This is a genomic window from Neoaquamicrobium microcysteis, assembly GCF_008180155.1.
Classification (GTDB): Bacteria; Pseudomonadota; Alphaproteobacteria; order Rhizobiales; family Rhizobiaceae; genus Aerobium; species Aerobium microcysteis.
This window is the reverse complement of sequence record NZ_VSZS01000063.1, coordinates 176,089-200,290: the sequence shown is the minus strand read 5'-3', so window position 1 is coordinate 200,290 and position 24,202 is coordinate 176,089. Positions and strand designations below refer to the sequence as shown.

The window sequence follows — 24,202 nt, the reverse complement described above, 5'->3', positions numbered from 1 at the left end:
CATGACGCCTCGTCCCGGTCGCAATGCGCGCGCGGCATTCAGATTCGCTCTCGCCGCCGCATTCGTCGCCGCCCCGCTCTCGTTCGCTTCCGCCGAAGAGGAGCCGCTGGTCGAAAGCTACACGCTCGACAACGGCCTGGAAGTGGTGGTCATCCCCGACAGGCGCGCGCCCGTCGTCACCCACATGCTGTGGTACAAGGTCGGCAGCGCCGACGAGGAGCCCGGCAAGTCGGGCATCGCGCACTTCTTCGAGCATCTGATGTTCAAGGGCACGAGCACCCATGGCCCCGGCGAGTTTTCCGCCCGCATCTCCGATGTCGGCGGGCGCGAGAACGCCTTCACCTCCTACGACTACACCGCCTATTTCCAGCAGGTCGCACCAACCGAGCTCAGGACCATGATGGAGTTCGAGGCAGACCGGATGCGCAATCTGGTGCTCACCGACGATGTCATCGGGCCCGAGCGCGACGTCATCATCGAGGAGCGCAATTCGCGGGTGGAAAACAGCCCGCAGGCTCTGCACGGCGAGGAAGTCAACGCCACGCTCTACCAGAACCATCCCTATCGCATTCCCGTCATCGGCTGGATGCACGAGATCGAGCAGCTCAACCGGGCAGATGCGATAGAGTTCTACGACCGCTTCTACGCGCCCAACAACGCGGTCCTGGTGGTTGCCGGCGATGTCGATGTCGCCGAGGTGCGGGCCATGACCGAGGAAACCTACGGCAGGATAGAGCGCGGCCCGGATTTGCCTCCGCGCATCCGTCCCACCGAGCCAGAGCAGAACACGAAGCGCATCGTCGAGCTTAGCGACGAACGCGTCGGTGTCGCCAGCTATTCCAAGCGCTGGGTCGTGCCTTCCTACACCACCGCTGAAGAGGGCGGTGCCGAAGCGCTCGACATTCTGGCCGAAGTGCTAGGCGGCGGCATGCGCAGCCGCATCTATCAGGAGCTGATCGTCAAGCAGGGCATCGCCTCGTCGGCGGGGGCCTATTATCAGGGCACCTCGCTCGACGACACGGTCTTCATGGTCTACGGCTCGCCGCGCGGCGATGCCACGCTGGAAGCGGTCGAGCAGGCGATCGACGCAGAGATCGCGAAGATCGTCGAAGACGGCATCACCGAGGACGAGTTGGAGAAGTCGAAGACCCGCGCGCTGCGCTCGATGATCTTCGCCCGCGACGACCAGTCCGGCATGGCCCGCATCTACGGCGCCACGCTTACGACCGGCGGCACCGTCGAGGACATCGCCGAATGGCCCGACCGTCTCAAGGCCGTCACCGCCGCAGACGTGCAGGCCGCCGCCGCCCGCTATCTCGACCAGCGCCGCGCCGTCACCGGCTACCTGCTTCCGCAAGAGGACGACCGCTCATGAATGCCCGCGAAACCCTTCCGGATATGAAGCCGAACCGATACGTGACGGCTGTCGCTACGGCGATGTTCGCCCTCTTTTTCCTGACGCTGCCGGCCATCGTTCCGGCCCGCGCAGCGGTCGACATTCAGGAAGTGACGTCCGATGGCGGTGTCACGGCCTGGCTGGTCGAGGACTACACTGTCCCGCTCATTTCCGTCCGCTTCGCCTTCAGGGGCGGCACCACGCAGGATCCCGTCGGCAAGGAAGGCGCATCGACGCTGATGACCGGTCTGTTCGACGAGGGCGCGGGCGACTTGGACGACGACGCGTTCCAGGAGCGCCTGGACGATGTCGGCGCGGAGATGAGCTTCAACGCTTCCCGAGATGCGGTCTACGGCCAGATGCGCATGCTCTCCGACCAGCGCGACGATGCGTTCGACCTGTTGCGCATGGCGGTCAACAGCCCACGCTTCGATCAGGAGCCGGTGGACCGTATCCGCGGCCAGATACTCACCCGCATCCAGAGCGATATGCGCGATCCCGAGACGCTCGGGCAGGAAGAGTTCGCCAAGGCGCTCTACGGCGACCACCCCTATGCACGTCGGGGCGACGGTACGGCCGAGTCGCTGTCTTCGGTCACGCCCGAAGACCTCAAGGCGCTGCATGCGCGCACCTTCGCGCGCTCGAACATTTCCATCGCCGTCGTCGGCGCCATCGATGCCGACACGCTGAAGGCCGAACTCGACCGCGTCTTCGGCGGCCTGCCGGCGGAGGCGGAGTTGACCCCGGTGGAGAAGATCGAGCCCGCGCTGGCGCAGGAGGTGTCCTATCCCTACGCGCTGCCGCAATCGACCATCCAGCTGGTCTATCCCGGGCTCGAGCGTGACGATCCGGAGTTCTTCGCAGCCTTCATCATGAACCATATCCTCGGCGGCGGCACGTTCTCCTCGCGCCTGTTCGACGAGGTTCGTGAAAAGCGCGGGCTGGCCTACGGCGTCGGCTCCGGCCTCCAGACCGGCGACTATTCGAACATGCTGGTCATCGGCACGTCCACGCGTTCCGACCGTGCGCAGGAAGCGCTCGGCGTCATCCGCGACGAGGTGCGCAAGATGGCCGAGGAAGGCCCGACGAAGGAAGAGCTGGCGCGCGCCAAGACCTACCTGATCGGTGCGTATCCCATCAACAATCTGGACTCGTCGCTTGCCGTTGCCCGCACGCTGGTCGAGCTCCAGAAGGAAAATCGCGGCATAGACTATATCGACCGCCGCGTCGGCTACATCGAGGCCGTCACGCTTGACGAGGTGAAGGCGGCGGCGCAGCGGCTGCTTGTCGCGGATCCCGCCATTCTCGTGATCGGTCCAGAGGCTGCCGAAGGCGAGTGAGGATGGCGCATGGACGCCTTCATTCCCGAACGCGCGACTGAGCAGGGGGCCCCGCCCCGCAAGGCGGGTGCCCAGCCCACTTTTGCGGTCGCGTTCGGCGGCGGCGGCGCGCGGGGGCTCTCCCACATCCATGTGATGGAGGCTCTGGACGAGCTGGGCATCAGGCCCGTCGCCATCTCGGGCTCGTCCATCGGCGCGATCATGGGAGCTGGCATGGCGGCAGGCATGTCGGGCCGGGAGGTCCACGACTACGCCGCCTCCATTCTCGGCCGCCGCGCCGAGGTGGCGGCCCGTATGTGGCGCGCGCGTCCCGGCACGTTTGCCGAAATGGTCGCCGGCGGCGTCGGCTTCACCCAGTTCAACGTCGAGCGCATCCTGCACTCCTTCCTGCCATCCGGCATCCCCGACCGTTTCGACAAGCTGAAGATACCGCTGCGCGTCACCGCCACCGACTTCTTCGCCTATGGCGAGGCGGTGTTCGACAGCGGCAGCCTCTATGCCGCGCTCGCCGCGTCGGCCGCCATTCCCGCCGTCTTCCGGCCGGTACGTATTGATGGCCGTCTGCTCGTCGACGGCGGCATTTCCAATCCCGTCCCGTTCGATCTTCTCGAAGGCCTGGCCGACATCGTGATCGCCATCGACGTCGTCGGCGCACCGACGCCCGACCGTCGCAGCCGGCCCAATTCGCTCGACCTCGTTTTCGGCTCCAGCCAGATCATGATGCAGTCCATCATGGCGCTGAAGCTCCAGCGCTCGCGTCCGCAGATCCTGCTGCGCCCGCCGGTCTCGCATTTCCGCGTGCTCGACTTCATGAAGATCGAGCGCGTTCTTGCCGAAACCGTTTCCATCAAGGACGAGCTGAAGCACGCGGTCGCCGCCGCTGTCGAGCGCTTCGAGAACGACGACGACTGATATCTCCGCCCGCCCTCACATAAAGGTGATGGCGGTCTGTGTGCGGTTTCTCACCACTTCCGGCTTCCATTACGTAAGTTTAATGCGCGGCGCCGAAATATTGGCAAGGACGCTGCGTTGTTGAGGGGAACGTGGAGGTAAAGACGATGAATCAGCACGTTTCCGAAACACGCACGCGTGAGGGCCAGACGAGCCTGTGGACGCCATGGGGCAGCCAGCGCGTCCCCATCTTCCAGAAGAAGCGGGACAGGATGGCGAAGTCCTCGGACAAGCAGGCCGAAGCACCCAGGGACAGGGCGACCGGGCCGAAGATCCGGTAGCCGCTACTGCAGCGTCGCGGCCTTGCCTGTCGAGAATGGCGAGTTGGCCGCCGGCGGCGGAGGCGGCATATCCTCGTCGATCGGCGGCCTGTCGCCGATGTTGCGTACCACCCTGAAGGCCACGATGGCCGCCGCGATGCCGAACACCACCGCTCCAAGCCCCCATCCCGCGATGACGCCCTTGGCTCCGTAGAGCTGTGCTCCCGCCCACACGAACGGGATGACGCCCAGCGTCGAGCGCCCCCAGTTGAACACGGTCGAATAGGTCGCGAAGCCGAGATTGTTGAACGCCGCATTGGCGACGAAAAGCGCGCCGTTGAACAGGAAGCTGCCTGCCGCAAACAGGCAGAAGAACACGACCAGTTCGTTCGCCGGCCCGCTCGCACCGAACAGGCCTGCGATGGGCGTGGCGAAAAGCGCCAGCAGCCCCCACACCACAAGGCAGTATATGGTCACGAACACCAGCGCGTCGCGCAGCGCCATGTTCAGCCTGTCGTAGCGCCTTGCGCCGTAGTTCTGGCCGAGGATCGGCCCCACCGCTCCCGACAGCGCGAAGATGACGCCGAAGGCGACGGGTATCAGCCGCCCGATGATCGCCCAGCCCGCGACCGCGTCGTCGCCGAACCGCGCCATCTCCACGGTGACGTAGGTATTGCCCACCGGCGTGGCGAGCTGCGTCAGCACAGCCGGGATGCCGACGGCGAAGAACGGCCGCGCCGCAGCCGCCAGCCTTGCCCGGTCCGGCAGCGCCATCAGCCGGTGCACGCGGTGCGCGCCATGTATTCCGACGGCCAGAAGCACCATCCGCGACAGCACGGTCGAGATCGCCGCGCCGTCGAGCCCAAGTCCGAAGCCGAAGATGAACAGCGGGTCCAGCACGGCGGCCGCCACGCCTCCCGCCAGCGTCACATACATCGCGCGCCGCGCGTCGCCCGCCCCGCGCATGATGCCGGTGGCGCACATGCCCATGGCCACGATCGGTGATGAGGGGATGACGATCTGCAGGAAGCGCGTGGCAAGCCGCCTCGTCTCGCCGGTCGCCCCGATCATGCCGACCAGATCGTCTAGGAAGGGCCACACCGCCAGCGCGATCGCCGCCGTGGTCAGCCCCATGAACACCATCGACGCGCCGCCCATGCGCGCGGCCTCGCCCCGGTCGCCCCGCCCAAGCGCGCGCGACACGAGCGCGGATGCCGCGATGGTCAGGCCGATAGCGACCGAGATGGTGAAGAACATCAGCGTGCTGGCGAAGCCGATGGCGGCCGCCAGCTCCTGCACGCCCAGCATGGAGATGTAGAACAGGTTCAGCGCATCGACGATGAAGATCGCCACCAGCCCGACGGAGCCGGTCGCCGTCATTACGGCAACGTGGCGCATCGTCGATCCTGTGACGAATTTCGCCTGCTGGGGAATGGCGCGCGCGGTGTCGGACATCTGTCTTCGTTTCGCCTGTTGCCGGTCCTACCACGAATTGCCGCATTGGCCAGCCATTGCAACACGCGATACATGGCCATAGATGGAGGCGGTGTCTTTTCCCGTCATCCCCCTCCCGCCGCATAGAGTGATTTCATGACCCGTCCGATCGATTCCAGCAGCCTCGCCGACCTCGTCGCGCGGCTTGTGGAGGCCGCGAAGGATGCCGGCGCCGATGCGTCCGACGCTGTGGCGATCCGCTCGCGTTCCACCAGCGTTTCGGTGCGTCTGGGCAAGGTCGAGGGCACCGAGGCGTCCGAGAGCGACGACGTATCGCTGCGCGTCTTCGTCGGGCAGCGCTCGGCCAGCGTTTCGGCCAACGCCGCATCGGATGCCGCGGCACTTGCCGAGCGCGCCGTGGCGATGGCCAAGGCGTCGCCCGAAGACCCGCACCAGCGTCTCGCCGACGAGGCGCTTCTGGCCCGCGACATCCGGGATCTCGACCTCTTCGACGCCACCGAAATCCCCGCCGACCGTCTGCGCGAGGACGCGCTGGCGATGGAGGACGCAGCATTGGCGGTCGAAGGCGTCACCAATTCCTCCGGCGCCGGCGCATCCGCGGGAATGGGCGGCATGGTGCTTGCCACCTCGCACGGTTTCCTCGGCCAGTACATGGCGTCCCGCTTTTCTCGCTCCGTCAGCGTCATCGCCGGCGAAGGCACCGGCATGGAGCGCGACTACGAATATTCCTCGCGCCTCCACTTCGCCGATCTGGACCCCGTCGCCGCAATCGGCCGAAAGGCCGGCGGGCGCGTGGTCAAGCGGCTGGGCGCGCGCAAGGCGAAGACGGGGCCGGTCACGGTCGTCTTCGATCCCCGCGTCGCGCGCGGCATCGCCGGCCATCTCGCCGGCGCCATCAACGGCGCTTCCGTCGCCCGCAAGACCTCCTTCCTGCGCGACATGATGGGCCGGCAGGTCGCCTCGTCCGCCATCACCGTCACTGACGATCCGCTCAAGCCGCGTGGCCAGTCCTCCCGGCCCTTCGATGGCGAGGGCGTGGAAGGCGCTGCCCTCACCATGGTCGACAAGGGCGTGCTCAACCACTGGTTCCTGTCCACCTCCGCCGCTGGTGAGCTGGGCCTCGTCACCAACGGTCGCGGCGTGCGGGCGTCGTCGTCCGTGTCGCCGTCCTCCACCAATCTTGCCATCGAGCCCAGTTCGCAGACGCCGCAGGAGCTGCTTGCGTCGCTCAAGTCCGGCTTTTACGTCACCGAGGTGTTCGGGCAGGGCGTCAACATGGTCACGGGCGAATATTCGCGCGGCGCATCCGGCTTCTGGATCGACAATGGCGAGCTGGCATGGGCGGTCGCCGAGGTCACCATCGCGGCCAACCTCAAGGACATGTTCCTCAACATGGTGCCCGCCAGCGATCTGGACCGCAATTTCGGCACCGCCGCTCCCACGCTTCTGATCGAGGGGATGACGCTTGCAGGCGAGTGACCGCGTCTCCGAAGATTTGACGGCCGATCTGGCTCTGATCCGCGACGCGGCGCGCGAGGGCGGCGAGATCGCCATGCGCCATTTCGGCCGCGATCCCGACACGTGGATGAAGAACGGCACCTCGCCCGTCACCGCCGCCGACATCGCGGTCGACAATTTCCTGCGCGAGACGCTGCGCGCCGCCCGGCCCGCCTATGGCTGGCTTTCGGAAGAGACGGTGGACGGCCCGGAGCGTCTTTCGGCGGCGCGCACCTTCGTCGTCGATCCCATAGACGGCACCCGCGCCTTCATCGATGGCAAGCGCACATGGTGCGTGTCGATAGCGGTCGTTGAAAACGGCGTCTCGCTTGCTGGCGTGCTCGACTGTCCGGCCAGGGGCGAGATTTACGAGGCCGTCGCCGGCGGCGCGGCGCTCATGAACGGCACCGCGATCGCCGTGACCCAACCTGGCCCGGCCCCCCGCATCGCCGGCCCGAAGCCCATGTTGCAGAAGGCTCCGGCCTACATGCGTGCGCGCGCCCCCATCCCTTACGTCCCTTCGCTTGCCTACCGCATCGCCATGGTGGCCAGCGGCGAGCTCGATGCCACCTTCGTCAAGCCAAACTCGCATGACTGGGATCTCGCAGCCGCCGATCTCATCCTGCGGCAGGCAGGTGGCGCGGTGCTGGACGAAACCGGCTCCCCGCCGCTCTATGCCGGGCGTGATCCGCGCCACGGGGCGCTGGTTGCAGGCAGCGGTGCGCTCTTGCGCGAAATGGCCCGGCTCATCGCCGTGGAGCACTGATCCGTATGATCACGGACAGGTTTCAAATCGTAGCGAAATCATCTAGAGGAAGTCACCGCATCGGCGCCCATGACGCGCTGAAACGCAACCCTATCCTTTGATATGTGTGACTGACATGGCCGAAGAGACCGAAAACAAGCAGCTTCTCCACCTCGTTTTTGGCGGCGAGCTGAAGTCGCTGTCGAGCGTCGATTTCCGCAATCTCGACGAGCTCGACGTCGTGGGCATCTTCCCCGACTACAAATCTGCCGAAATTGCATGGAAAGCAAAGGCGCAGGCGACGGTGGACAACGCCCATATGCGCTATTTCATCGTGCATCTGCATCGCCTGCTGGACCCCCAGGCGAAATAACCAGTCCCGCAATAACAAGAAGAACAATACGACGCATGGAAGAAAACGCCGTTTCCCCCCTGCCGGAGGCGCAATCGCGCAGGCAGAAGTCCCGGCCGGGAGTGCTCAAGTCGGCCTGGAAGAAGGTGCGGCAACCGCTCGTGCGTTCGACCTTCGTCAAGCATCTGCTGGCGACGCTCATCGCGGGCATCGTCAAATTCACCTACTGGACCAATCCGTCGGTCGCCGGCTCCGACGATCCCGAGCCGAGGATCAGGGCGCTCACGCCGGCCATCGGCGCGCTCTGGCACGGCCAGCATCTTCTCGGTCCCGCCATCAACCCGCGTCACCACAAGCTGGTCGCGATGTTCTCGCGCAGCGCGGATGCCGAGCTGAACGCGCTGGTTGCGCAGAAGCTCGGCTTCGGCATCGTGCGCGGCTCCGGCGGCCGCGAGGACAGCAGGGCCAAGGCGGAAAAAGGCGGCGCCCGCGCTCTCATCACCCTGAAGCGAACGCTCGATTCGGGCATGAACGTCGCGATGATCGCCGACATTCCCCACGGCACTCCGCGCGAGGCGGGGCTGGGCATCGTCACGCTGGCCAAGGTATCGGGCCGCCCCATCGTGCCCATCGCCATCGCCACCAGCCGCCGCAAGGTGCTGGAGCGCAGCTGGGATAAGACCACCATCAACCTGCCCTTCGGCCGCCGCTCTCTGACGGTGGGCGAGCCCATCTATGTGCCATCCGACGCCGGCCCGGAGCTGATGGAAGAGAAGCGGCGCGAAGTCACGGCCGCCCTCAACGAGGCCACCCGTCGTTCCTACGAACTGGTCGATGCCCCACGATGAGCGAGCGTTGGGCCCGCGCGTTCCTCACCTCCTACCGCTGGGCAGGCGCGGCGGCCTATCCGCTCATCGGCGGCTATGTCGCGTGGCGCGCCAGCAAGGGCAAGGAAGACCACGCAAGGCGTCGTGAGCGCTACGGCAGGGCAGGGCAGCCCCGCCCGCAGGGCCCGCTGGTCTGGGTGCACGCAGCCAGCGTCGGCGAGACCATCGCCGTCACGCCGCTGATCGAGCGCATCCTCGGCTTCGGCATCAACGTGGTTCTCACCACCGGCACCGTTACCTCCGCCCATGTCGCCAGAGAGCGTCTGGGCGACCGCATCATCCATCAATATGTGCCGCTGGATTTGAAGCCCGCCGTCAGCCGCTTCCTCGACCACTGGCAGCCCGATCTCGCCATCATCGCCGAATCCGAGATTTGGCCGATGACCATCCTCGAGCTCGGCGCGCGCCGCGTCCCGCAGGTGCTGGTCAACGGCCGGCTCTCCGACCGCTCCTTTGCAAGCTGGAGCAAGCGCAGCTTCCTGGCCGAGGCTCTGCTGGAAAATCTCGCCCACGTCGTGGCGCAATCGGAAGTGGACGCCGAGCGTTTCCGCGCTCTCGGCGCGCGCCCCGTGACGGTGTCGGGCAACCTCAAGGTCGATACCGTGCCTCCGCCGGTTGACGAAGCGGAGCTTACGCGCCTGCGCGGCGAGATCGGCGACCGCAAGGTCTGGGCGGCCGTCTCCACGCATGAAGGCGAGGAGCTTGCCGCCGCCGAGGTGCACAAGCTCATCAAGGGGCGTCATCCGGGCCTGCTCACCATCATCGTGCCGCGCCACCCGGATCGCGCCGACGCCGTCGCCGCTTCCTGCGCTGCCATGGGTCTAACCGTCGCGCGCCGCAGCCTCGGCGACACCATCGCGCCCGGCACCGACATTTTCCTCGGCGACACCATCGGCGAGATGGGGCTTTACCTGCGCCTGACCGAGATCGCCTTCGTCGGCCGCTCGCTCACGGGGCAGGGCGGCCAGAACCCGCTGGAGCCGGCTATGCTCGGAACCGCCGTCCTGTCCGGTCGCAACGTCCAGAACTTCCGAGAGTCCTATCAGAAGCTTGCCGCCAACGGCGGCGCGCGCTTCATCCGCGACAAGGAGGTTCTGGCCGGCGCGGTCAACTTCCTGCTCAACAACGAGGCCGAGCGTCGCAAGATGATGGAAGCCGGCCGCCGCACCGTCGAGGACATGCGCGGTTCGCTCACCAAGACGCTGCAGGCGCTTGAGCCCTACATCCATCCGCTCATAGTGCAGGCGCGGCTCGACACGCCCAATGTAGCGGAAGGCAGGTAGGGCGCGCATGGTCAGCGAGGCGCCCCCCTTCTGGTGGAGGAAAGCGGACTGGCGCGCCTGGTCGCTGTGGCCGTTCTCGGCAGCCTACGGCGCGGTTGCGCGCCGCCGGCTTCTCAACGCTCCGCGCGAGAAGGTCGACGCGCCGGTGCTGTGCGTCGGCAATCTCACCGTCGGCGGCTCGGGCAAGACCCCTGTCGCCATCGCGCTGGCGCGTCAGGCGGCCGCCATGGGCCTCAAGCCCGGCATCCTGTCGCGCGGTCATGGCGGCTCGGTTGCCGGCCACCCGCATTTCGTCGATCCGCATCACGACAGCGCCCGCCATGTCGGCGACGAACCACTGCTTCTGGCGCGTGCCGCCCCCGTGGCCGTGACGGCCGACCGCGCCGCCGGCGCCCGCATGCTCATCGCGCGCGGCTGCAATTTCATCATCATGGACGACGGTTTCCAGAGCGCGCGCATCCACATCGATCACGCGCTGATCGTGGTCGACGCCCGTCGCGGCATCGGCAACGGACACACTATCCCCGGCGGCCCGATGCGCGCCTCGCTGGTAGACCAGATGCGCTACGCGGACGGCGTGCTCAAGGTCGGCGAGGGGCCAGCCGCCGAAACCGTGCTGCGTCAGGCGGCCCGCGCCGGCCGGCCCTTCTACGAGGCTTCCGTCGTGCCAACCGCGCCCGAAGGCATCGCCGGTGCGCGCTGCCTCGCCTTCGCCGGCATCGGCGAGCCGGAAAAGTTCTTCGACACCGTCACGGCCGTCGGCGGCGAGCTGATCGTGTCGAAAAGCTTCGGCGACCATCATTTCTACAGCGATTTCGACGCCCAGGATTTGCTTGCTACGGCCGACGCGCAGGGCCTCCAGCTCGTCACCACCGCCAAGGACGCCGTGCGCCTCGACAATTCCAGCGAAGCGCTGTCAGCGCTGCGCAAACGCGCAAAAATTATCGAGATCGAGGCGGTTTTCGAGCTGGAGCGCACCCCGCGCGTGCTGATCGAAGCCACCCTCGACGCCTGGCGCCTCCGCCGCGCGGGCTCGTAGGGCTACTTCCGGCTGCGCAAACCCGGGTCGAGTTCCAGTTCGCGCGCCAGCGAAGCGTTGGCGTTCACATACGGCTCCTGCCGCGCGACACTCCAGTATTTCAGCTCGTCCAGCGGGATGGTTTCGCCGGTCACGGCGCAGCGCACGAACGCGCCGGGCGTCATCACCTGGAAATCGCCGTCCAGATAACGAATGCGCGCTTCCCTGCCGCCGGGTCCTTCGAAACGGTTCATCTCACTCACCTTCCGTCAGGCCCTGTACCGCCACAAATGCGTGGCGCGGTCAAGTCCGGGCCGCCGATAGCTACCGCCGCCCGAACAGCCTTTCGATGTCGGAGAGCTTCAGCTCGATATAGGTCGGCCGGCCGTGATTGCACGTGCCAGAGCCCGGCGTCGCCTCCATCTGCCGCAGCAGCGCGTTCATCTCCTCCGCCCTCAGCCTGCGTCCCGACCGTACCGAGCCGTGGCACGCCATCGTCGCAGCGATCGTGTGGAGCCGCTCTTTCAGCGTTTCGACCGTGTCGTTTTCCGCGATCTCGTCGGCAAGGTCGCGCACCATCCGCTGCACGTCCACCTCGCCCAGCATCGACGGCGTCTCGCGCACCGCCACCGCGCCCGGCCCGAACCGCTCCAGCCCCAGCCCGAAACGAGCCAGAAGCTCGCCGTGCGCCGCCAGCCGGTCGGCGTCTTCCTCCGGCAGGTCCACGATCTCGGGCAGCAGCAGCATCTGCGAGGGCACCGCGCGTGAAGACAGCGCCTGCTTCAGCGCCTCGTAGACCAGCCTTTCATGCGCGGCGTGCTGGTCCACGATCACCAGCGAATCCTCCGTCTGCGCGACGATGTAGTTTTCGTGCACCTGCGCGCGCGCAGCACCCAGCGGGCGGGCCGTCAGTGCGGGCGTCGCCTCCACCGCGCCTGCCCGCGCATCCGCGCTCGTAGCCGAAGCGAACATCGTCTGCACCGCTTCCCCGAACCCCGTTTCCAGCGGCCGGTGCACCGAAGTCTGCGGGTCGAAGCCGGGCGCGGCGGGCTCCGCATAGGCGAAGCTGTAGCCGCGCGGGCGCGTGCCTTGCGGGCGAAACGCCTCCATCATGGCGCTCGCCGCCGTGGTTGCCGGCCGCACGCCGGAGCGCGCCAGCGCCTCGCGGATCGAGCCGACGATCAGCCCGCGCACCAGTCCCGGGTCGCGGAAGCGCACATCCGCCTTGGCCGGGTGCACGTTCACGTCCACCAGCGCCGGGTCGAGCTCGAGAAACAGCGCCGTCACCGCGTGGCGGTCGCGCGGCAGCACGTCGGTATAGGCGCCACGGATCGCGCCCGCCAGCATCTTGTCGCGCACCGGGCGGCCATTGACGTAGAGATACTGGTGCAGCGAGTTCGCCCGCGTGAAGGACGGGATCGACGCGTACCCGCTCAGCCGCACGCCTTCGCGCGCAGCCTCGATCGCCAGCGCGTTGTCGGCGAACTCGCGCCCGATCACCTGGCCGATCCGCTGCTGCACGCCGTCCTCCGTCCGCTCGCAGGCGGCAAGGTCCAGCGTCGAGCGGTCGGTGCCCGAAAGCGTGAACCGCACATGCGGGAACGCGATGGCGACGCGCCGCACGATCTCGGCTATGGCGGTCGCTTCCGCCCGCTCGCCTTTCATGAATTTCAGCCGCGCAGGCGTGGCGAAGAACAGGTCGCGCACCTCCACCAGCGTGCCGCGATTGGCCGCCACCGGCCGCACCGGCGAAACCCTTCCGCCTTCCACGGCGATCTCGTGTCCGCTGTCCGCACCCGCCGTGCGTGAGCGGATCGAAAGCTTGCCGACCGATCCGATCGAAGGCAGCGCCTCGCCGCGAAAACCCAGCGAGCGTATGTCGTGAATGTCGTCCGACAGCTTCGACGTGCAGTGCCGCGCGATCGACAGGCCGAGGTCGCCCGCATCCATGCCGGTTCCGTCGTCGGTGACGCGGATCAGCGCCAGCCCGCCTCCCGCCGTCGCGATCTCGACGCGCGACGCGCCCGCGTCCAGCGCGTTCTCCACCAACTCTTTCACCACGCTCGCCGGCCGCTCGATGACCTCGCCGGCTGCGATCTGGTTGATGACGGTTTCGGAAAGCTGGCGGATGCTCATGCCACTATTCTATCGGGATTCGGGCAGCGGCGGTAAGGGCGAACATGGCGACGCTTTTCGTCCCGAGCACCCCATCCCCCGTGAGGCCGAGGGGGCGCCAGCGTCTCAGAATCCCCCTCCCCCTTGAGGGGAGGGGTAAGGGGTGGGGGTACACCAGGCATCCGCGTTTCCGCTAGATAACCCCCAGCTCCTTGCCCACCTCGGTGAACGCCGCCACCGCCCGGTCGATGTCGTCCGGCGAATGCGCGGCCGACATCTGCGTGCGGATGCGCGCCTGGCCCTTCGGCACCACCGGGAACGAAAACCCGATCACGTAGATGCCGCGTTCCAGCATCTTCGCCGCCATTTCGCCCGCAAGCGCAGCATCGCCGATCATCACCGGGATGATCGGGTGGTCGGCGCCTGCCAGCCTGAAGCCCGCCTTCGTCATCGCCTCGCGAAAGCGGTCGGCGTTCGCGTAGAGCCGTTCCCGCAGCTCGTCGCCTTCGTCGATCATGTCGAACACCTTCAGCGACGCGCCCGCGATCGCCGGCATCAGCGTGTTGGAAAAGAGATAGGGCCGCGAGCGCTGGCGCAGCCATTCCACCACTTCCTTCCTTGCCGAGGTGTAGCCGCCCGAAGCCCCGCCCAGCGCCTTGCCGAGAGTGCCGGTGATGATATCGACGCGGCCTTCCACGCCGCAATGCTCGGCAGAGCCGCGACCGTTCTGGCCGACGAAGCCGACCGCGTGGCTGTCGTCCACCATCACCATTGCGCCGTATTCCTCCGCCAGGTCGCACACCCCGCGCAGATTGGCGATGATGCCGTCCATCGAGAACACGCCGTCGGTGGCGATCAGCCTGAAGCGCGCATCCTTCGCTTCCTCCAGCCGCGCGCGCAGTTCGCCCATGTCGTTGTTGGCGTAGCGATAGCGTCTGGCCTTCGAAAGCCGCACCCCGTCGATGATCGAGGCGTGGTTCAGCGCATCCGAGATGATCGCATCCTCCTCGCCAAGCAGCGTCTCGAACAGCCCGGCATTGGCGTCGAAGCAGGACGAATAGAGGATCGTGTCCTCCATGCCGAGAAACCGCGAGATGCGGTCTTCCAGCTGTTTGTGCTCCTCCTGCGTGCCGCAAATGAAGCGCACCGAGGCCATGCCGTAGCCGTAGCGGTCCAGCGCGGCCTTTGCCGCCTCGCGCAGCTCCTCGCTGTCGGCGAGCCCCAGATAGTTGTTGGCGCAGAAATTCAGCACGCTCTTTCCGCCCACGTCGATCTGCGCCGACTGCATCGACGAGATCACGCGTTCGGACTTGTAGAGCCCACCTTCCTTCAGCGCGCCGAGCTCCGTGGAAAGATGCGAGATGAAGGCGTCGGTCATGCGATCTCCAGGGTTGGGGAATACCGATATGAAGGCCAATCTCCCCCCTTGAGGGGGAGATGTCCGGCAGGACAGAGGGGGGTGAAGTCGCCCAGCGGTGCTGAATGGCGCATTCGCCTATTTCCTCTCATAACCCTTGCCGTAATGGCGTTCGATGCGGGACTGGATCAGCTCGAAGCAGATCGAGAGCACCCAGTAGATGATGGCGGCCGCGATCAGCATCTCGAACACGCGGAAATCGCGCCTGCCGATGATCTGCGCCGTGCGCGTCAGTTCCCACACGCCCATCACCGACACAAGCGATGAATCCTTCAGCATGGCGATGAACTGGTTTCCCGTCGGCGGCACGATGAAGCGCATCGCCTGCGGCAGTACGATCTTGCGGAAGGTCAGGCGCGGCGGCAGGCCCAGCGCCTTGGCGGCGTCGTGCTGGCCGTGCGGCACGCCGATGATGCCCGCGCGGAAGATTTCCGCCAGATACGCGCCGTAGCACAGCGACAGCGCGAGGATGCCCGACGGCACCGCGTCCATGGCGAATTGCGGGCCCAGCTGCGGCAGGCCGAGATAGATCAGGTACACCTGCAGCAACAGCGGCGTGCCGCGAAAGAACGAGATGTAGAACGTCGCCGCAGCATAGGCCGGCCCGATGTTTGACAGCCGGGCCAGTGCCGCCAGCATCGCGATCAGGCAGGCGATCACGATGGATATGAGCGACACGTAGAGCGTCGTCACCGCGCCGGTGGTGATGAGATAGGCGAAGTTGGTGGTGCCGTCCTGGCTGGTCGCGAACCAGATGCCGAAGTCGCGGTCGAAACTGCCTACGAAGGCGATGAAAAGCAGCAGCAGCTCGGCCCACACCACGGCCACCTGCGCGCGGAACGGCAGCAGCCGCAGCACGATGATGTTGACCCACACCGCGCCGGCCACCAGCAGCCCGGTAAGCGCGTTGAGCGCGAAGCCCGGCGTCGTGCCCGGCCCTGTCGCTCCACCCGTCAGCGGCGCGATAAGCCCGCCGATGCGTGTCCCGCCCAGCTGCATCCAGATCAACAAGACGGCGAGGCACGCCATCGCCGCCGCCTCCACGCCGGACGGTTTTGCGCCTTCCAGCCACGCGCGCGCGGAAAACTCCGCGCGCGGTGGGCCGTCTTCGGTTGTGACAGTCACGTCACTCGACCGTGGTCAGGTCCACGCCGTACCACTTCTCCGACAGCGCCTTGAGCGTGCCGTCCTCGTGCATTTCGCCGACGATTTCTGCGATCTTCGCGTCGAACTCGTCGTCGCCCTTGTCGGTGGCGACCGAAAGCGGCTCGTAGAACGCGGGTTCGCCCAAGACCTTCAGCGGATAGCCGTTCTTGATCGCCTCCTGGATGGTCGGCAGCGCCGAGAACACCGCGTCGACGCGCACCCCGTCACCCAGCCGCAGGTCGTCGAAGGCGTTGGTATCGGTCTCGTAGGTGCGGATTTCGCCGGCCGTCACCTGATATTCGAACGGTGGTGCGCCTTCCGCATCGATCTCGAGGTCCTTGTTCAGATAGGCGTCGTAGGTGCAGCCGCCGCAGGTGCCGATGACTTTGCCATTCAGCTCTTCCAGCGTCGCCACGGGCGAATCCGTGTGCACGGCGAACGAGGCGGGCGTGTAATAGTAGACGGCTGGGAAGTTCAGCACCTGCGCGCGCGCCGCCGTCGGCGTCATCGAGCCGACCGACATGTCCCAGCGTCCGGCCCATCCGCCCGCGGTGATGACCTCCCACGACGGCGTCACGATGGCCAGCTCCACGCCCATCCGCTTGGCGATCTCCTTGCCCACATCGACGTCGAACCCGTCCATCTCGTTGGAATCGTTGAGGAACGACTGCGGTGGATATTCCGGGTCCGACGACATGGTCAGCTTGCCGGAGCTGGTCACCCGGTCCAGCGTCTCACCCGCCATGGCCTGCCCGGCCATCAGCGCGAGAGCGGACGCGGCGATCAGTGCGAATTTCTTGATGTACATGAGCTTCCCCTTTGGTGTTCTGGTTCTTGTGCCCTTCATCGTTGCGGCGCCGTGCGACGAACAGGGGCATCAACCCGAATCCGGCCTGCCCGATCAGCGTCAGCGCGCCGCGCAATGTGGCATAGTCCGCGAAGTGTTGCCCCACGGTCTGGCCGAACAGTGCCACCCCGAGCACCGTTTCGGCAAGAACCAACAGGCAAAGCGCGGCAAAACCCATGCGCAGCCTGGCAGCGGGCGCATCGCCGACGCGTACCCGCACAACCAGAAAACGCGCCGCCAGCCACGAGACCGCAAGCATCGCCGGCAGCTCGGCGGCCACCGCAAGCTCGGTGCCGATAAGGCCTTCGACAAAGAGGACGCGGACCGTGCCGAACAGGAAGCCTGTTGCAAACACGGCCGCGAAATAGGCGAGGCCCGCGCGTTCCGGTCGGCCCATCGGACGGCTCCCTGCATTTGCTCCATGATGCGCGTCTGCACGGCTGCCGGCCTTGATCGCGCGCAATCGCGCCAATTGGAACGATCGCGTGAACGCGCCGCTAACCAGCCGGGCCGAAATGGCTTCTTCCGGCGGGTCTCCCGCGCCCCCTGTTAACCTCTGCGCGCGCATGAAAGGGAGCAAGTGGGCCGCATAGGGACATCGGGGGCAACGATCCATGGACTTGACGGGCCAGCCGCGCTCAGGCTCCGACCGACTTATCCTCACCATCAAGGCCGCCTATTGGATGGCGCTGATGATAATCGCCGCCATGGCGCTGGCGACCTATCTGCTGCTCCAGCACATGATCGCCGCCCACCAGCGCGACGAGGATTTGATGACGCTGGTGAGCGCCCAGAAGGCGCTGTCGCAGCGCATCGTCTTCCTCGCCAACGCCGCCACGCAGGCCGCGCCCGACAACCGGCGTCCGCTCGTCGGCTCGCTGCGCCAGGCGACCTCGCAGTTTGAGCGCAACTACGACGAGATACTCGACCGGCTGGACCAGGACGAAGCCGCCGGCGAGGACGATGCGCGCGCGATCCTGTTTTCTGCCCCCCATCATCTCGACCACTTCTCGACCAGCCTTGCGGCCAATGGCTGGCGCTTCGTATCCTCGCTGGAGGCATGGCTGGGGCAGAGCAATCCCAGTGCCGGCTATCGCGGCGGCAGCGAGCGCGCCGCTCTAGATGAGGCGGTCGCCAACGCCACGCTCATCGGCTACTCCGCGCTGCGCGAGAAGCTCGCCGCAGGCTCGCGCACCATGCTCGAGCGCATGTTGAACACCCACCGGCTCCTGTTCTACGCCACCATCCTCGTCATCGCGCTCGTGGCGATGTTCATCTTCCGGCCGATGGCCGAGGTCATCCGCCGCCGCACCAGCGAGCTGGTCGACGCACGCAATTCCATGGCCTTCGTCGCCATTCACGACGGACTGACCGGCCTGCACAACCGCACCTTCATGCACGATCATTTCGACACGCTCATCAAGTCGGCCCACCGGCGCGGCGAGCGTCTGGCGGTCATCCAGATCGACCTCGACCGCTTCAAGCAGATCAACGACTCGCTCGGCCACGCGGCGGGCGACTACGTTCTGGTCACGACGGCAGAGCGTATGCGTGCATCGTGTCGCGCCTCCGACATCTGCGCCCGGCTGGGCGGCGACGAGTTCATCATGGTGATGCCGGCGGCAGGCAGCTCCGAGGACATCGACACGCTGGCCCGCCGCATTCTCGGCCAGCTCAACGAGCCCATCGTCTACGAGGGCGCGACCATCTTCTGCGGCGCCAGTGCCGGCATCGCCGTCTATCCGGTCGATGCAGAAAACGCCGGCGACCTTATGGTCCACGCCGACCTTGCGCTCTACGCGGCCAAGAAGCACGGCGGGGGCACGTTCTCCTTCTTCTCCGAAGAGCTGCGCCGCGAGCTCGAGCACCGCAAGCAACTGGAGCGCGACATCGCGGCGGCCATCGCGCACGACGCCTTCAGCGTCTATTTCCAGCCGCAAGTCTCGCTCACCAACGGCTCCATCGCGGGCGTCGAGGCGCTGGTGCGGTGGCATCATCCCGAGCGCGGCATGATCTCGCCCGGCGAGTTCATCCCCATCGCCGAGAAGGCGGGCGACATGCCCCGCATCGGCCGCATCGTCATGCGCAAGGCCATTCAGGAAGCCGCTTCCTGGTATCGCACCGGCATCCAGTTCGGGCGTCTGGCGGTCAACGTCTCGGGCACCGAGCTGCGCGAGCCCGACTTCACCCGCTTCCTGTTTGCGATGCTTGAGGATGCGGGCCTGCCGCCCCAGAAGCTCTCACTGGAGATCGTCGAATCCGTCATCCTCGACGACGAGAAGACCGGCATCGCCTCCAAGCTGCGCATGATCCGCGCCGCAGGCGTCCATCTCGAGCTCGACGATTTCGGCACCGGCTACGCCTCGCTCACCCACGTCAATCCCAACGAGATCGACCGGCTCAAGATCGATCGCCGCTTCGTCCAGAACATCAACCTCAACGACGACAACTCCAAGATCGTGCGCGCCATCACCGAGCTTGCGCGCGGCTTGGGCATCTCCATCATCGCCGAGGGCGCGGAGACGGAGGAGGAGCTGTCCTCGCTGCTGTCCATCGGTTGCGACCAGGTGCAGGGCTATTCCATCGCCTTCCCGATGCCCGACACCCAGGCGCGCGAATGGCTGGAAGCCCGCTCCCCGCGCCGCCCGGTCCTCACGCTGGTCGACGGCGCACGGGCCTGAGGCAGCTCAAAACCGCAGCGCGAACCGTATCCCGTCATAGATCGCGGCGTGGATGTTGCGTGAGGCGACCGCGTCGCCGATCCGCACCAGCGTGAAGCCGGCTTCCGGCTCGCTCACCGGAAATATCTCCCCGCCGCCCACCAGCGCTTCGTAGTCCACCGCGCCACGGTTCTTCGATAGCGGCTTCAGCGCGTGGTACAGCTCGTCGTTTGGCGCGGTCCCGTGTTCCACCACCACCTGATCGACCCGCCGTTCGACCCGCCATCCCGGCGCGAAGTCCGAGCCCAGCGTCGCGACCAGCCGGTTGCCCTCGCGATGCACGGCCACGACGCGCGTGTTGATCGTCACCGTCACGCCCTTTTCGTGGAACGCGCGCATGTAGGGCACATGGTTCAGCCCGCCCATCTCCGGCGCGAAGAAGCGCTCGGGCGAAACCAGCTCGACCTTCGACCCCGCCTGCGCCAGAAATTCGGCGGCACTCATGCCCGGATGCCCGCCATTGTCGTCATAGACCAGCACGTTCTCCGCGGGCTTCACCCCGCCCGAAAGAATGTCCCAGCTCGAGGTCACGAACTCGTCGCCCGCTTCCAGCGGCGGGTTCTGCGGCATGCCGCCGGTGGCGATCACCACCACGTCCGGCGCCAGCGCGAGCACGTCGTCTGCCTCCGCCCAGCAGCCGTAGCGGATGCTGACGCCCAGCGCGTCCAACTCGGAGAGCCGCCAGTCCACGATGCCCACCAGCTCGCGCCGGCGCGGGTTCTGGATGGCGAGGTTGATCTGGCCGCCGGCCCTGTCCGAAGCCTCCAGCACGCTCACCGAATGCCCGCGCTCGGCCGCCACCCGCGCCGCCTCCAGTCCCGCCGGCCCTGCGCCCACCACGACCACCGTCTTGGCTGTCCCCTCGGCCCGCGCGATCACATGCGGTATCGCTGCCTCCCGGCCGGTCGCCGCGTTGTGGATGCACAGCGCTTCGCCGCCCTCGTAGATGCGGTCGAGGCAGTAGGTCGCGCCCACGCAGGGGCGGATGCGGTGTTCCTGCCCCGCGGCCACCTTGCGGGCGATGTGCGGGTCGGCGATGTGCGGCCGCGTCATGCCCACCATGTCGAGCTTGCCGCTGGCAATCGCGTGCCGCGCGGTCGCCACGTCCGAAATGCGCGCGGCATGAAACACCGGAAAGCCCGTCGCCGCGCGAACCTCTCCGGCGAAGTCCAGATGCGGGGCCGAGCGCATGCCGGTGATGGGGATCACCTCGGCCAGCGCTGCGTCCGTCTCGATATGGCCCCGGATGATATTGAGGAAATCGACCTTGCCGCCCGCCGCCAGCCGCCGCGCGATCTCCACCCCCTCGTCGCGCGAGATGCCGGTTGCGAGGTCCTCGTCCGCCACCATGCGCACGCCGACGACGAAGTCCGGCCCCACTGCATCCCGCACGGCGTCGATCACGCGCGTCGAAAACCGAAGCCGGTTGTCGAGGCCGCCGCCATACTCGTCCTCGCGCCGGTTCGTCGCCGGCGACCAGAACCCGTCCATCAGATGGCCGTAGGCCTCGAACTCGATCCCGTCCAGCCCGGCCGCCTGCATCCGCTGAGCGGCGGCCGCATAATCCGCCACGATGCGCTCGATATCCCATTCCTCCGCCTCCTTGGGGAAGGCGCGGTGGGCCGGCTCGCGAACCGGCGAGGCCGAAAGCACCGGCAGCCAGTCGGCCTTGTTCCAGCCGGTCCGGCGGCCGAGATGCGTGATCTGGATCATCACCTTGCAGTCGTGCTCGTGGCAGGCATCCGCCAGTTCGCGCAGCCACGGCACGATCTCGTCGCGATAGGCCTGCAGGTTGCCGAAGGCTGCCGGGCTGTCGCGGGACACGATGGCCGACCCCGCCGTCATCGTCATGGCGATGCCGCCCTTCGCCTTCTCCGCGTGATAGAGCCGGTAGCGCTCCTTCGGCAGCCCGTCTTCCGAATAGGCCGGCTCATGCGCCGTCGACATCAGCCGGTTCTTGAGCGTCAGGTGCTTGAGGCGAAAGGGCTGGAGAAGCGGATCGGCAGTCATGGTATCCAATGCCGGTGTCGGGCCTGGCTGCAATATCTCAGTACCACGCATCCTCCATCGCGGCCTTTTTGCGCGCCATGAAGTCGTTCAGCGCATCATCTATGGCTTCGTCCAGCGGCGGCGCTTCGTATTCGGCCAGCGTCTTCTTCCATTTGCAGTTGGCGCGCACGGCCGCATCCTCCGAGCCCGCTGCCTCCCACTTCTCGAACGGCTCGTTGTCGGCGATCTCCGAATCCCAGAACGCTGTCTCGTAGTTCGCCATCGTGTGCGCGCAGCCGAAGAAATGGCTGCCCGGTCCCACCTCGCGAAAGGCGTCCAGCGCCAGTTGGTTGTCGTCGATGACGACGCCGTCGAGATAGGTGTGCAGCGCGCCGCAGAAATCGGCATCCATCACGAACTTCTCGTAGGACATGGAAAGCAGACCGTCGAGAAAGCCCGCCGAATGCAGGATGAAGTTCGCGCCGCAATGCACGGCCGCCAGCATCGACATCGTGCCCTCGTTCATGGCGTGGGCGTCAGGCAGCTTCGAGGTGGTGAAGTTGCCCGAGCACCGCAGCGGCAGGTTCAGCCTGCGCGCAAGCTGCCCGATCACCATCGAGCCGATGGCCGGCTCCGGCGTGCCGAATGTCGGCGAGCCCGAGCGCAGCGACATGGATGACAGGAAATTGCCGAAGATCACCGGCGCACCCGGCCGCTCCAGTTGCGTCAGCGCGCAGCCGGCCATCGTCTCGGCCAGCGACTGCGCGATCGCGCCGGCATTGGTCACCGGTCCCATCGCGCCGCCGAGGATGAACGGCACCACCACCGCCGCCTGGTTGGCGCGCGCATAAGCCCGCAGCGCGAGCGTCATCGTGCCGTCCCACACCAGCGGCGAGTTGACGTTGACGTTTCCGAGGATGACGCAATTCTCGTCCACGAAGTCGCGGCCGAAGACGATGCGCGCCATGTCGATGGAATCTTCGGCGCGGCTTTCGGCCGTCACCGAGCCCATGAAAGGCCGGTCGGAGTAGCGGATATGCGCGTACACCATGTCGAGATGGCGCTTGTTCACCGGCACGTCCACCGGCTCGCAGATCGTGCCGCCCGAATGGTGAAGCCAGGGTGACGCCTGCGCCAGCTTCACGAAATTGGCGAAGTCCTCGATGGTGCCGTAGCGCCGGCCCCGGTCGAGGTCCATCACGAAGGGCGAGCCGTAGGCCGGCGCGAAGACGACGCTCTTGCCGCCGATCTCGACCGAATTGGCGCTGTTGCGCGCATGCTGGGTGAACTGCGCCGGCGCGGTCGCCAGCACCTCGCGCAGCATGCCCGGCTCGAACCGCACGAGGTCGCCCTCCAGTTTCGCGCCGGCGCGTTTCCAGTGGTCCAGCGCCACCGGGTCGTCGCGAAACTCGATGCCGATCTCGGCCAGGATGCGGTCGGCCGTCTGCTCGATGCGAACGAGGTTTTCTTCCGACAGGATGTCGTATGTCGGTATGTTGCGCACGATATAGGGGCGGCCGTGGCCCTGCTGGCCGTGGCTGCGCTGTTCGCGCCGCGCTACCCTGCCGCCACGCTCGCGGCGGGGTGTTGTTGCGGACGATGCGGCTTCGGAGGCGTTCATTTCGGTCTCCCTTAACGTGCAAGGCTAGGGGCCGTTACGCTGCGTGACCATGCCTCTTTGCGGCTTTCGGTGACGCAATTGCGGAAACCTTGTGCTATCTGGCCCGGAAACGACGAAGGAACATGTCATGTCGAACATGATGCGCGCACTGGTGAAGGCGAAGGCGGAGCCGGGCATCTGGATGGAGCAGGTGCCGGTTCCCGAGATCGGGCCGAACGACGTGCTCATAAAGGTGAAGAAGACCGCGATCTGCGGCACCGACGTGCACATCTACAATTGGGACCAGTGGGCGCAGAAGACGGTGCCCGTGCCGATGGTCACCGGGCACGAGTTTGTGGGCGAGGTCGCCGATTTCGGCGCCGCCGTCACCGAATACAAGGTCGGCCAGCGCGTCTCGGGCGAGGGCCATATCGTCTGCGGTCACTGCCGCAACTGCCGGGCGGGCAGGGGGCATCTGTGCCGCAATACGCTCGGCGTCGGCGTCAACAGGCCGGGCGCGTTCGGCGAATACATCGCCATCCCGCAGCACAACGTCGTGCCCATCCCCGACGACGTGCCCGACGAGATCGCAGCGATCTTCGATCCGCTGGGCAATGCTGTGCACACCGCGCTCTCGTTCGATCTGGTGGGCGAGGACGTGCTGGTCACGGGCGCGGGGCCCATCGGCATCATGGGCGCGCTGGTGGCCCAGTGCGTGGGCGCGCGCAAGGTCGTCATCACGGACATCAATCCCGTCCGCCTCGACCTTGCCCGCAAGCTCGGCGTGCATCACGTGGTCGATGCGTCGAACGAGAACCTGCGCGACGTGATGCGCGAAGAGGGCATGACGGAAGGCTTCGACGTGGGGCTGGAGATGTCCGGCTCGGCCGCCGCCTTCCGCGACATGATCGACACCATGAACAATGGCGGCAAGATCGCCATCCTCGGCATCGCCCCCACCGGCTTCGAGATCGACTGGAACAAGGTCATCTTCAAGATGCTGCATCTCAAGGGCATCTACGGCCGCGAGATGTTCGAGACCTGGTACAAGATGATCGCGCTGGTGCAGGGCCCGCTGGACGTGTCGGGCCTCATCACCCACCGCATCGGCATCGATGACTACATCGACGGCTTCGAAGCCATGAAGAGCGGCAATTCCGGCAAGGTGGTGATGGACTGGTAGT

At 66.5% G+C, this 24,202-nt stretch carries 20 protein-coding genes and 1 pseudogene; 12 read left to right on the top strand and 9 right to left on the bottom strand.

Annotation, left to right across the window (positions count from 1 at the left end; translation table 11 throughout):
- The first annotated feature begins 1 nt into the window (after position 1).
- From FY036_RS12960 to FY036_RS23775, 4 genes and pseudogenes are all read left to right on the top strand, one after another.
- On the top strand, positions 2 to 1,375 hold the full coding sequence (locus FY036_RS12960) for a M16 family metallopeptidase (RefSeq protein ID WP_148915150.1): 1,374 nt from the start codon (positions 2 to 4) through the stop codon (positions 1,373 to 1,375).
- Positions 1,372 to 2,502: pseudogene (locus FY036_RS12955) on the top strand (M16 family metallopeptidase); the annotation flags it as partial. The gene FY036_RS12960 and the pseudogene FY036_RS12955, both read left to right, overlap by 4 nt.
- A 243-nt stretch (positions 2,503 to 2,745) precedes the next feature.
- Complete coding sequence (locus tag FY036_RS12950; RefSeq protein ID WP_148915148.1) at positions 2,746 to 3,648, top strand: patatin-like phospholipase family protein; 903 nt, start codon at positions 2,746 to 2,748, stop codon at positions 3,646 to 3,648.
- A gap of 146 nt (positions 3,649 to 3,794) precedes the next feature.
- Positions 3,795 to 3,968 carry a hypothetical protein gene (locus FY036_RS23775; RefSeq protein ID WP_161601132.1) on the top strand — a complete coding sequence of 58 codons (174 nt, stop codon included), beginning with the start codon at positions 3,795 to 3,797 and terminating at the stop codon, positions 3,966 to 3,968.
- A gap of 3 nt (positions 3,969 to 3,971) precedes the next feature.
- Here FY036_RS23775 and FY036_RS12945 read toward each other — a convergent pair whose 3' ends face one another.
- Entirely contained in the window at positions 3,972 to 5,402 is a 1,431-nt protein-coding gene (locus FY036_RS12945; protein WP_235897661.1) for an MATE family efflux transporter, read from the bottom strand.
- 135 nt (positions 5,403 to 5,537) lie between these two features.
- Here FY036_RS12945 and FY036_RS12940 point away from each other — a divergent pair, with 135 nt between their 5' ends.
- The 6 genes from FY036_RS12940 to lpxK all read left to right on the top strand — a co-directional run bounded on the left by FY036_RS12940 (position 5,538) and on the right by lpxK (position 11,205).
- On the top strand, positions 5,538 to 6,881 hold the full coding sequence (locus FY036_RS12940) for a TldD/PmbA family protein (RefSeq protein WP_148915147.1): 1,344 nt from the start codon (positions 5,538 to 5,540) through the stop codon (positions 6,879 to 6,881).
- Positions 6,868 to 7,665, top strand: a complete 798-nt coding sequence (locus FY036_RS12935) for a 3'(2'),5'-bisphosphate nucleotidase CysQ (protein WP_148915146.1) — start codon at positions 6,868 to 6,870, stop codon at positions 7,663 to 7,665. The genes FY036_RS12940 and FY036_RS12935 overlap by 14 nt, the downstream gene beginning before the upstream one ends.
- A 115-nt stretch (positions 7,666 to 7,780) precedes the next feature.
- A complete protein-coding gene (locus FY036_RS12930) occupies positions 7,781 to 8,017 on the top strand; it encodes a DUF4170 domain-containing protein (RefSeq protein ID WP_148915145.1) in 237 nt (78 codons plus the stop codon).
- 35 nt (positions 8,018 to 8,052) lie between these two features.
- Complete coding sequence (locus FY036_RS12925; protein ID WP_148915144.1) at positions 8,053 to 8,844, top strand: lysophospholipid acyltransferase family protein; 792 nt, start codon at positions 8,053 to 8,055, stop codon at positions 8,842 to 8,844.
- A complete protein-coding gene (gene waaA, locus FY036_RS12920) occupies positions 8,841 to 10,166 on the top strand; it encodes a lipid IV(A) 3-deoxy-D-manno-octulosonic acid transferase (RefSeq protein ID WP_148915143.1) in 1,326 nt (441 codons plus the stop codon). The genes FY036_RS12925 and waaA overlap by 4 nt, the downstream gene beginning before the upstream one ends.
- Before the next feature lie 7 nt (positions 10,167 to 10,173).
- Positions 10,174 to 11,205 (top strand): tetraacyldisaccharide 4'-kinase, encoded by a 1,032-nt coding sequence (gene lpxK / locus FY036_RS12915; protein WP_148915142.1) that lies wholly within the window; start codon positions 10,174 to 10,176, stop codon positions 11,203 to 11,205.
- 2 nt (positions 11,206 to 11,207) lie between these two features.
- On the opposite strand, the gene FY036_RS12910 is transcribed toward lpxK, so the two are convergent.
- The 6 genes from FY036_RS12910 to FY036_RS12885 all read right to left on the bottom strand — a co-directional run bounded on the left by FY036_RS12910 (position 11,208) and on the right by FY036_RS12885 (position 17,106).
- The gene (locus FY036_RS12910; RefSeq protein WP_148915141.1) at positions 11,208 to 11,438 is read right to left on the bottom strand and encodes a DUF2093 domain-containing protein; all 231 of its coding nucleotides are present in this window, start codon (positions 11,436 to 11,438) and stop codon (positions 11,208 to 11,210) included.
- A 70-nt stretch (positions 11,439 to 11,508) separates the two neighbouring features.
- Positions 11,509 to 13,320: a DNA mismatch repair endonuclease MutL gene (gene mutL, locus FY036_RS12905; RefSeq protein WP_148915140.1), complete on the bottom strand. Its 1,812-nt coding sequence runs from the start codon at positions 13,318 to 13,320 to the stop codon at positions 11,509 to 11,511.
- A 172-nt stretch (positions 13,321 to 13,492) separates the two neighbouring features.
- On the bottom strand, positions 13,493 to 14,677 hold the full coding sequence (locus tag FY036_RS12900) for a glycine C-acetyltransferase (protein WP_148915139.1): 1,185 nt from the start codon (positions 14,675 to 14,677) through the stop codon (positions 13,493 to 13,495).
- 117 nt (positions 14,678 to 14,794) lie between these two features.
- The gene (locus FY036_RS12895) at positions 14,795 to 15,841 is read right to left on the bottom strand and encodes an amino acid ABC transporter permease (protein ID WP_235897660.1); all 1,047 of its coding nucleotides are present in this window, start codon (positions 15,839 to 15,841) and stop codon (positions 14,795 to 14,797) included.
- 1 nt (position 15,842) lies between these two features.
- The gene (locus FY036_RS12890) at positions 15,843 to 16,670 is read right to left on the bottom strand and encodes a transporter substrate-binding domain-containing protein (RefSeq protein ID WP_148915138.1); all 828 of its coding nucleotides are present in this window, start codon (positions 16,668 to 16,670) and stop codon (positions 15,843 to 15,845) included.
- Positions 16,597 to 17,106, bottom strand: coding sequence for a hypothetical protein (locus tag FY036_RS12885; RefSeq protein WP_148915137.1), 510 nt, complete (start codon positions 17,104 to 17,106; stop codon positions 16,597 to 16,599). The genes FY036_RS12890 and FY036_RS12885 overlap by 74 nt, the downstream gene beginning before the upstream one ends.
- 217 nt (positions 17,107 to 17,323) lie before the next feature.
- Between FY036_RS12885 and FY036_RS12880 the strand changes: the two genes are divergently transcribed.
- Complete coding sequence (locus FY036_RS12880; RefSeq protein ID WP_235897659.1) at positions 17,324 to 19,390, top strand: putative bifunctional diguanylate cyclase/phosphodiesterase; 2,067 nt, start codon at positions 17,324 to 17,326, stop codon at positions 19,388 to 19,390.
- Positions 19,391 to 19,396: 6 nt separating this feature from the next.
- Here the strand turns inward: FY036_RS12880 and FY036_RS12875 are convergent, their stop codons facing one another.
- Together FY036_RS12875 and FY036_RS12870 are read right to left on the bottom strand one after the other, a co-directional pair.
- Positions 19,397 to 21,439 (bottom strand): NADH:flavin oxidoreductase, encoded by a 2,043-nt coding sequence (locus FY036_RS12875; protein ID WP_148915136.1) that lies wholly within the window; start codon positions 21,437 to 21,439, stop codon positions 19,397 to 19,399.
- A gap of 37 nt (positions 21,440 to 21,476) precedes the next feature.
- Positions 21,477 to 23,039, bottom strand: coding sequence for a trimethylamine methyltransferase family protein (locus FY036_RS12870; protein WP_148915135.1), 1,563 nt, complete (start codon positions 23,037 to 23,039; stop codon positions 21,477 to 21,479).
- Positions 23,040 to 23,166: 127 nt separating this feature from the next.
- Between FY036_RS12870 and tdh the strand changes: the two genes are divergently transcribed.
- Positions 23,167 to 24,201: an L-threonine 3-dehydrogenase gene (gene tdh, locus FY036_RS12865; RefSeq protein ID WP_148915134.1), complete on the top strand. Its 1,035-nt coding sequence runs from the start codon at positions 23,167 to 23,169 to the stop codon at positions 24,199 to 24,201.
- Position 24,202 lies beyond the last annotated feature (1 nt).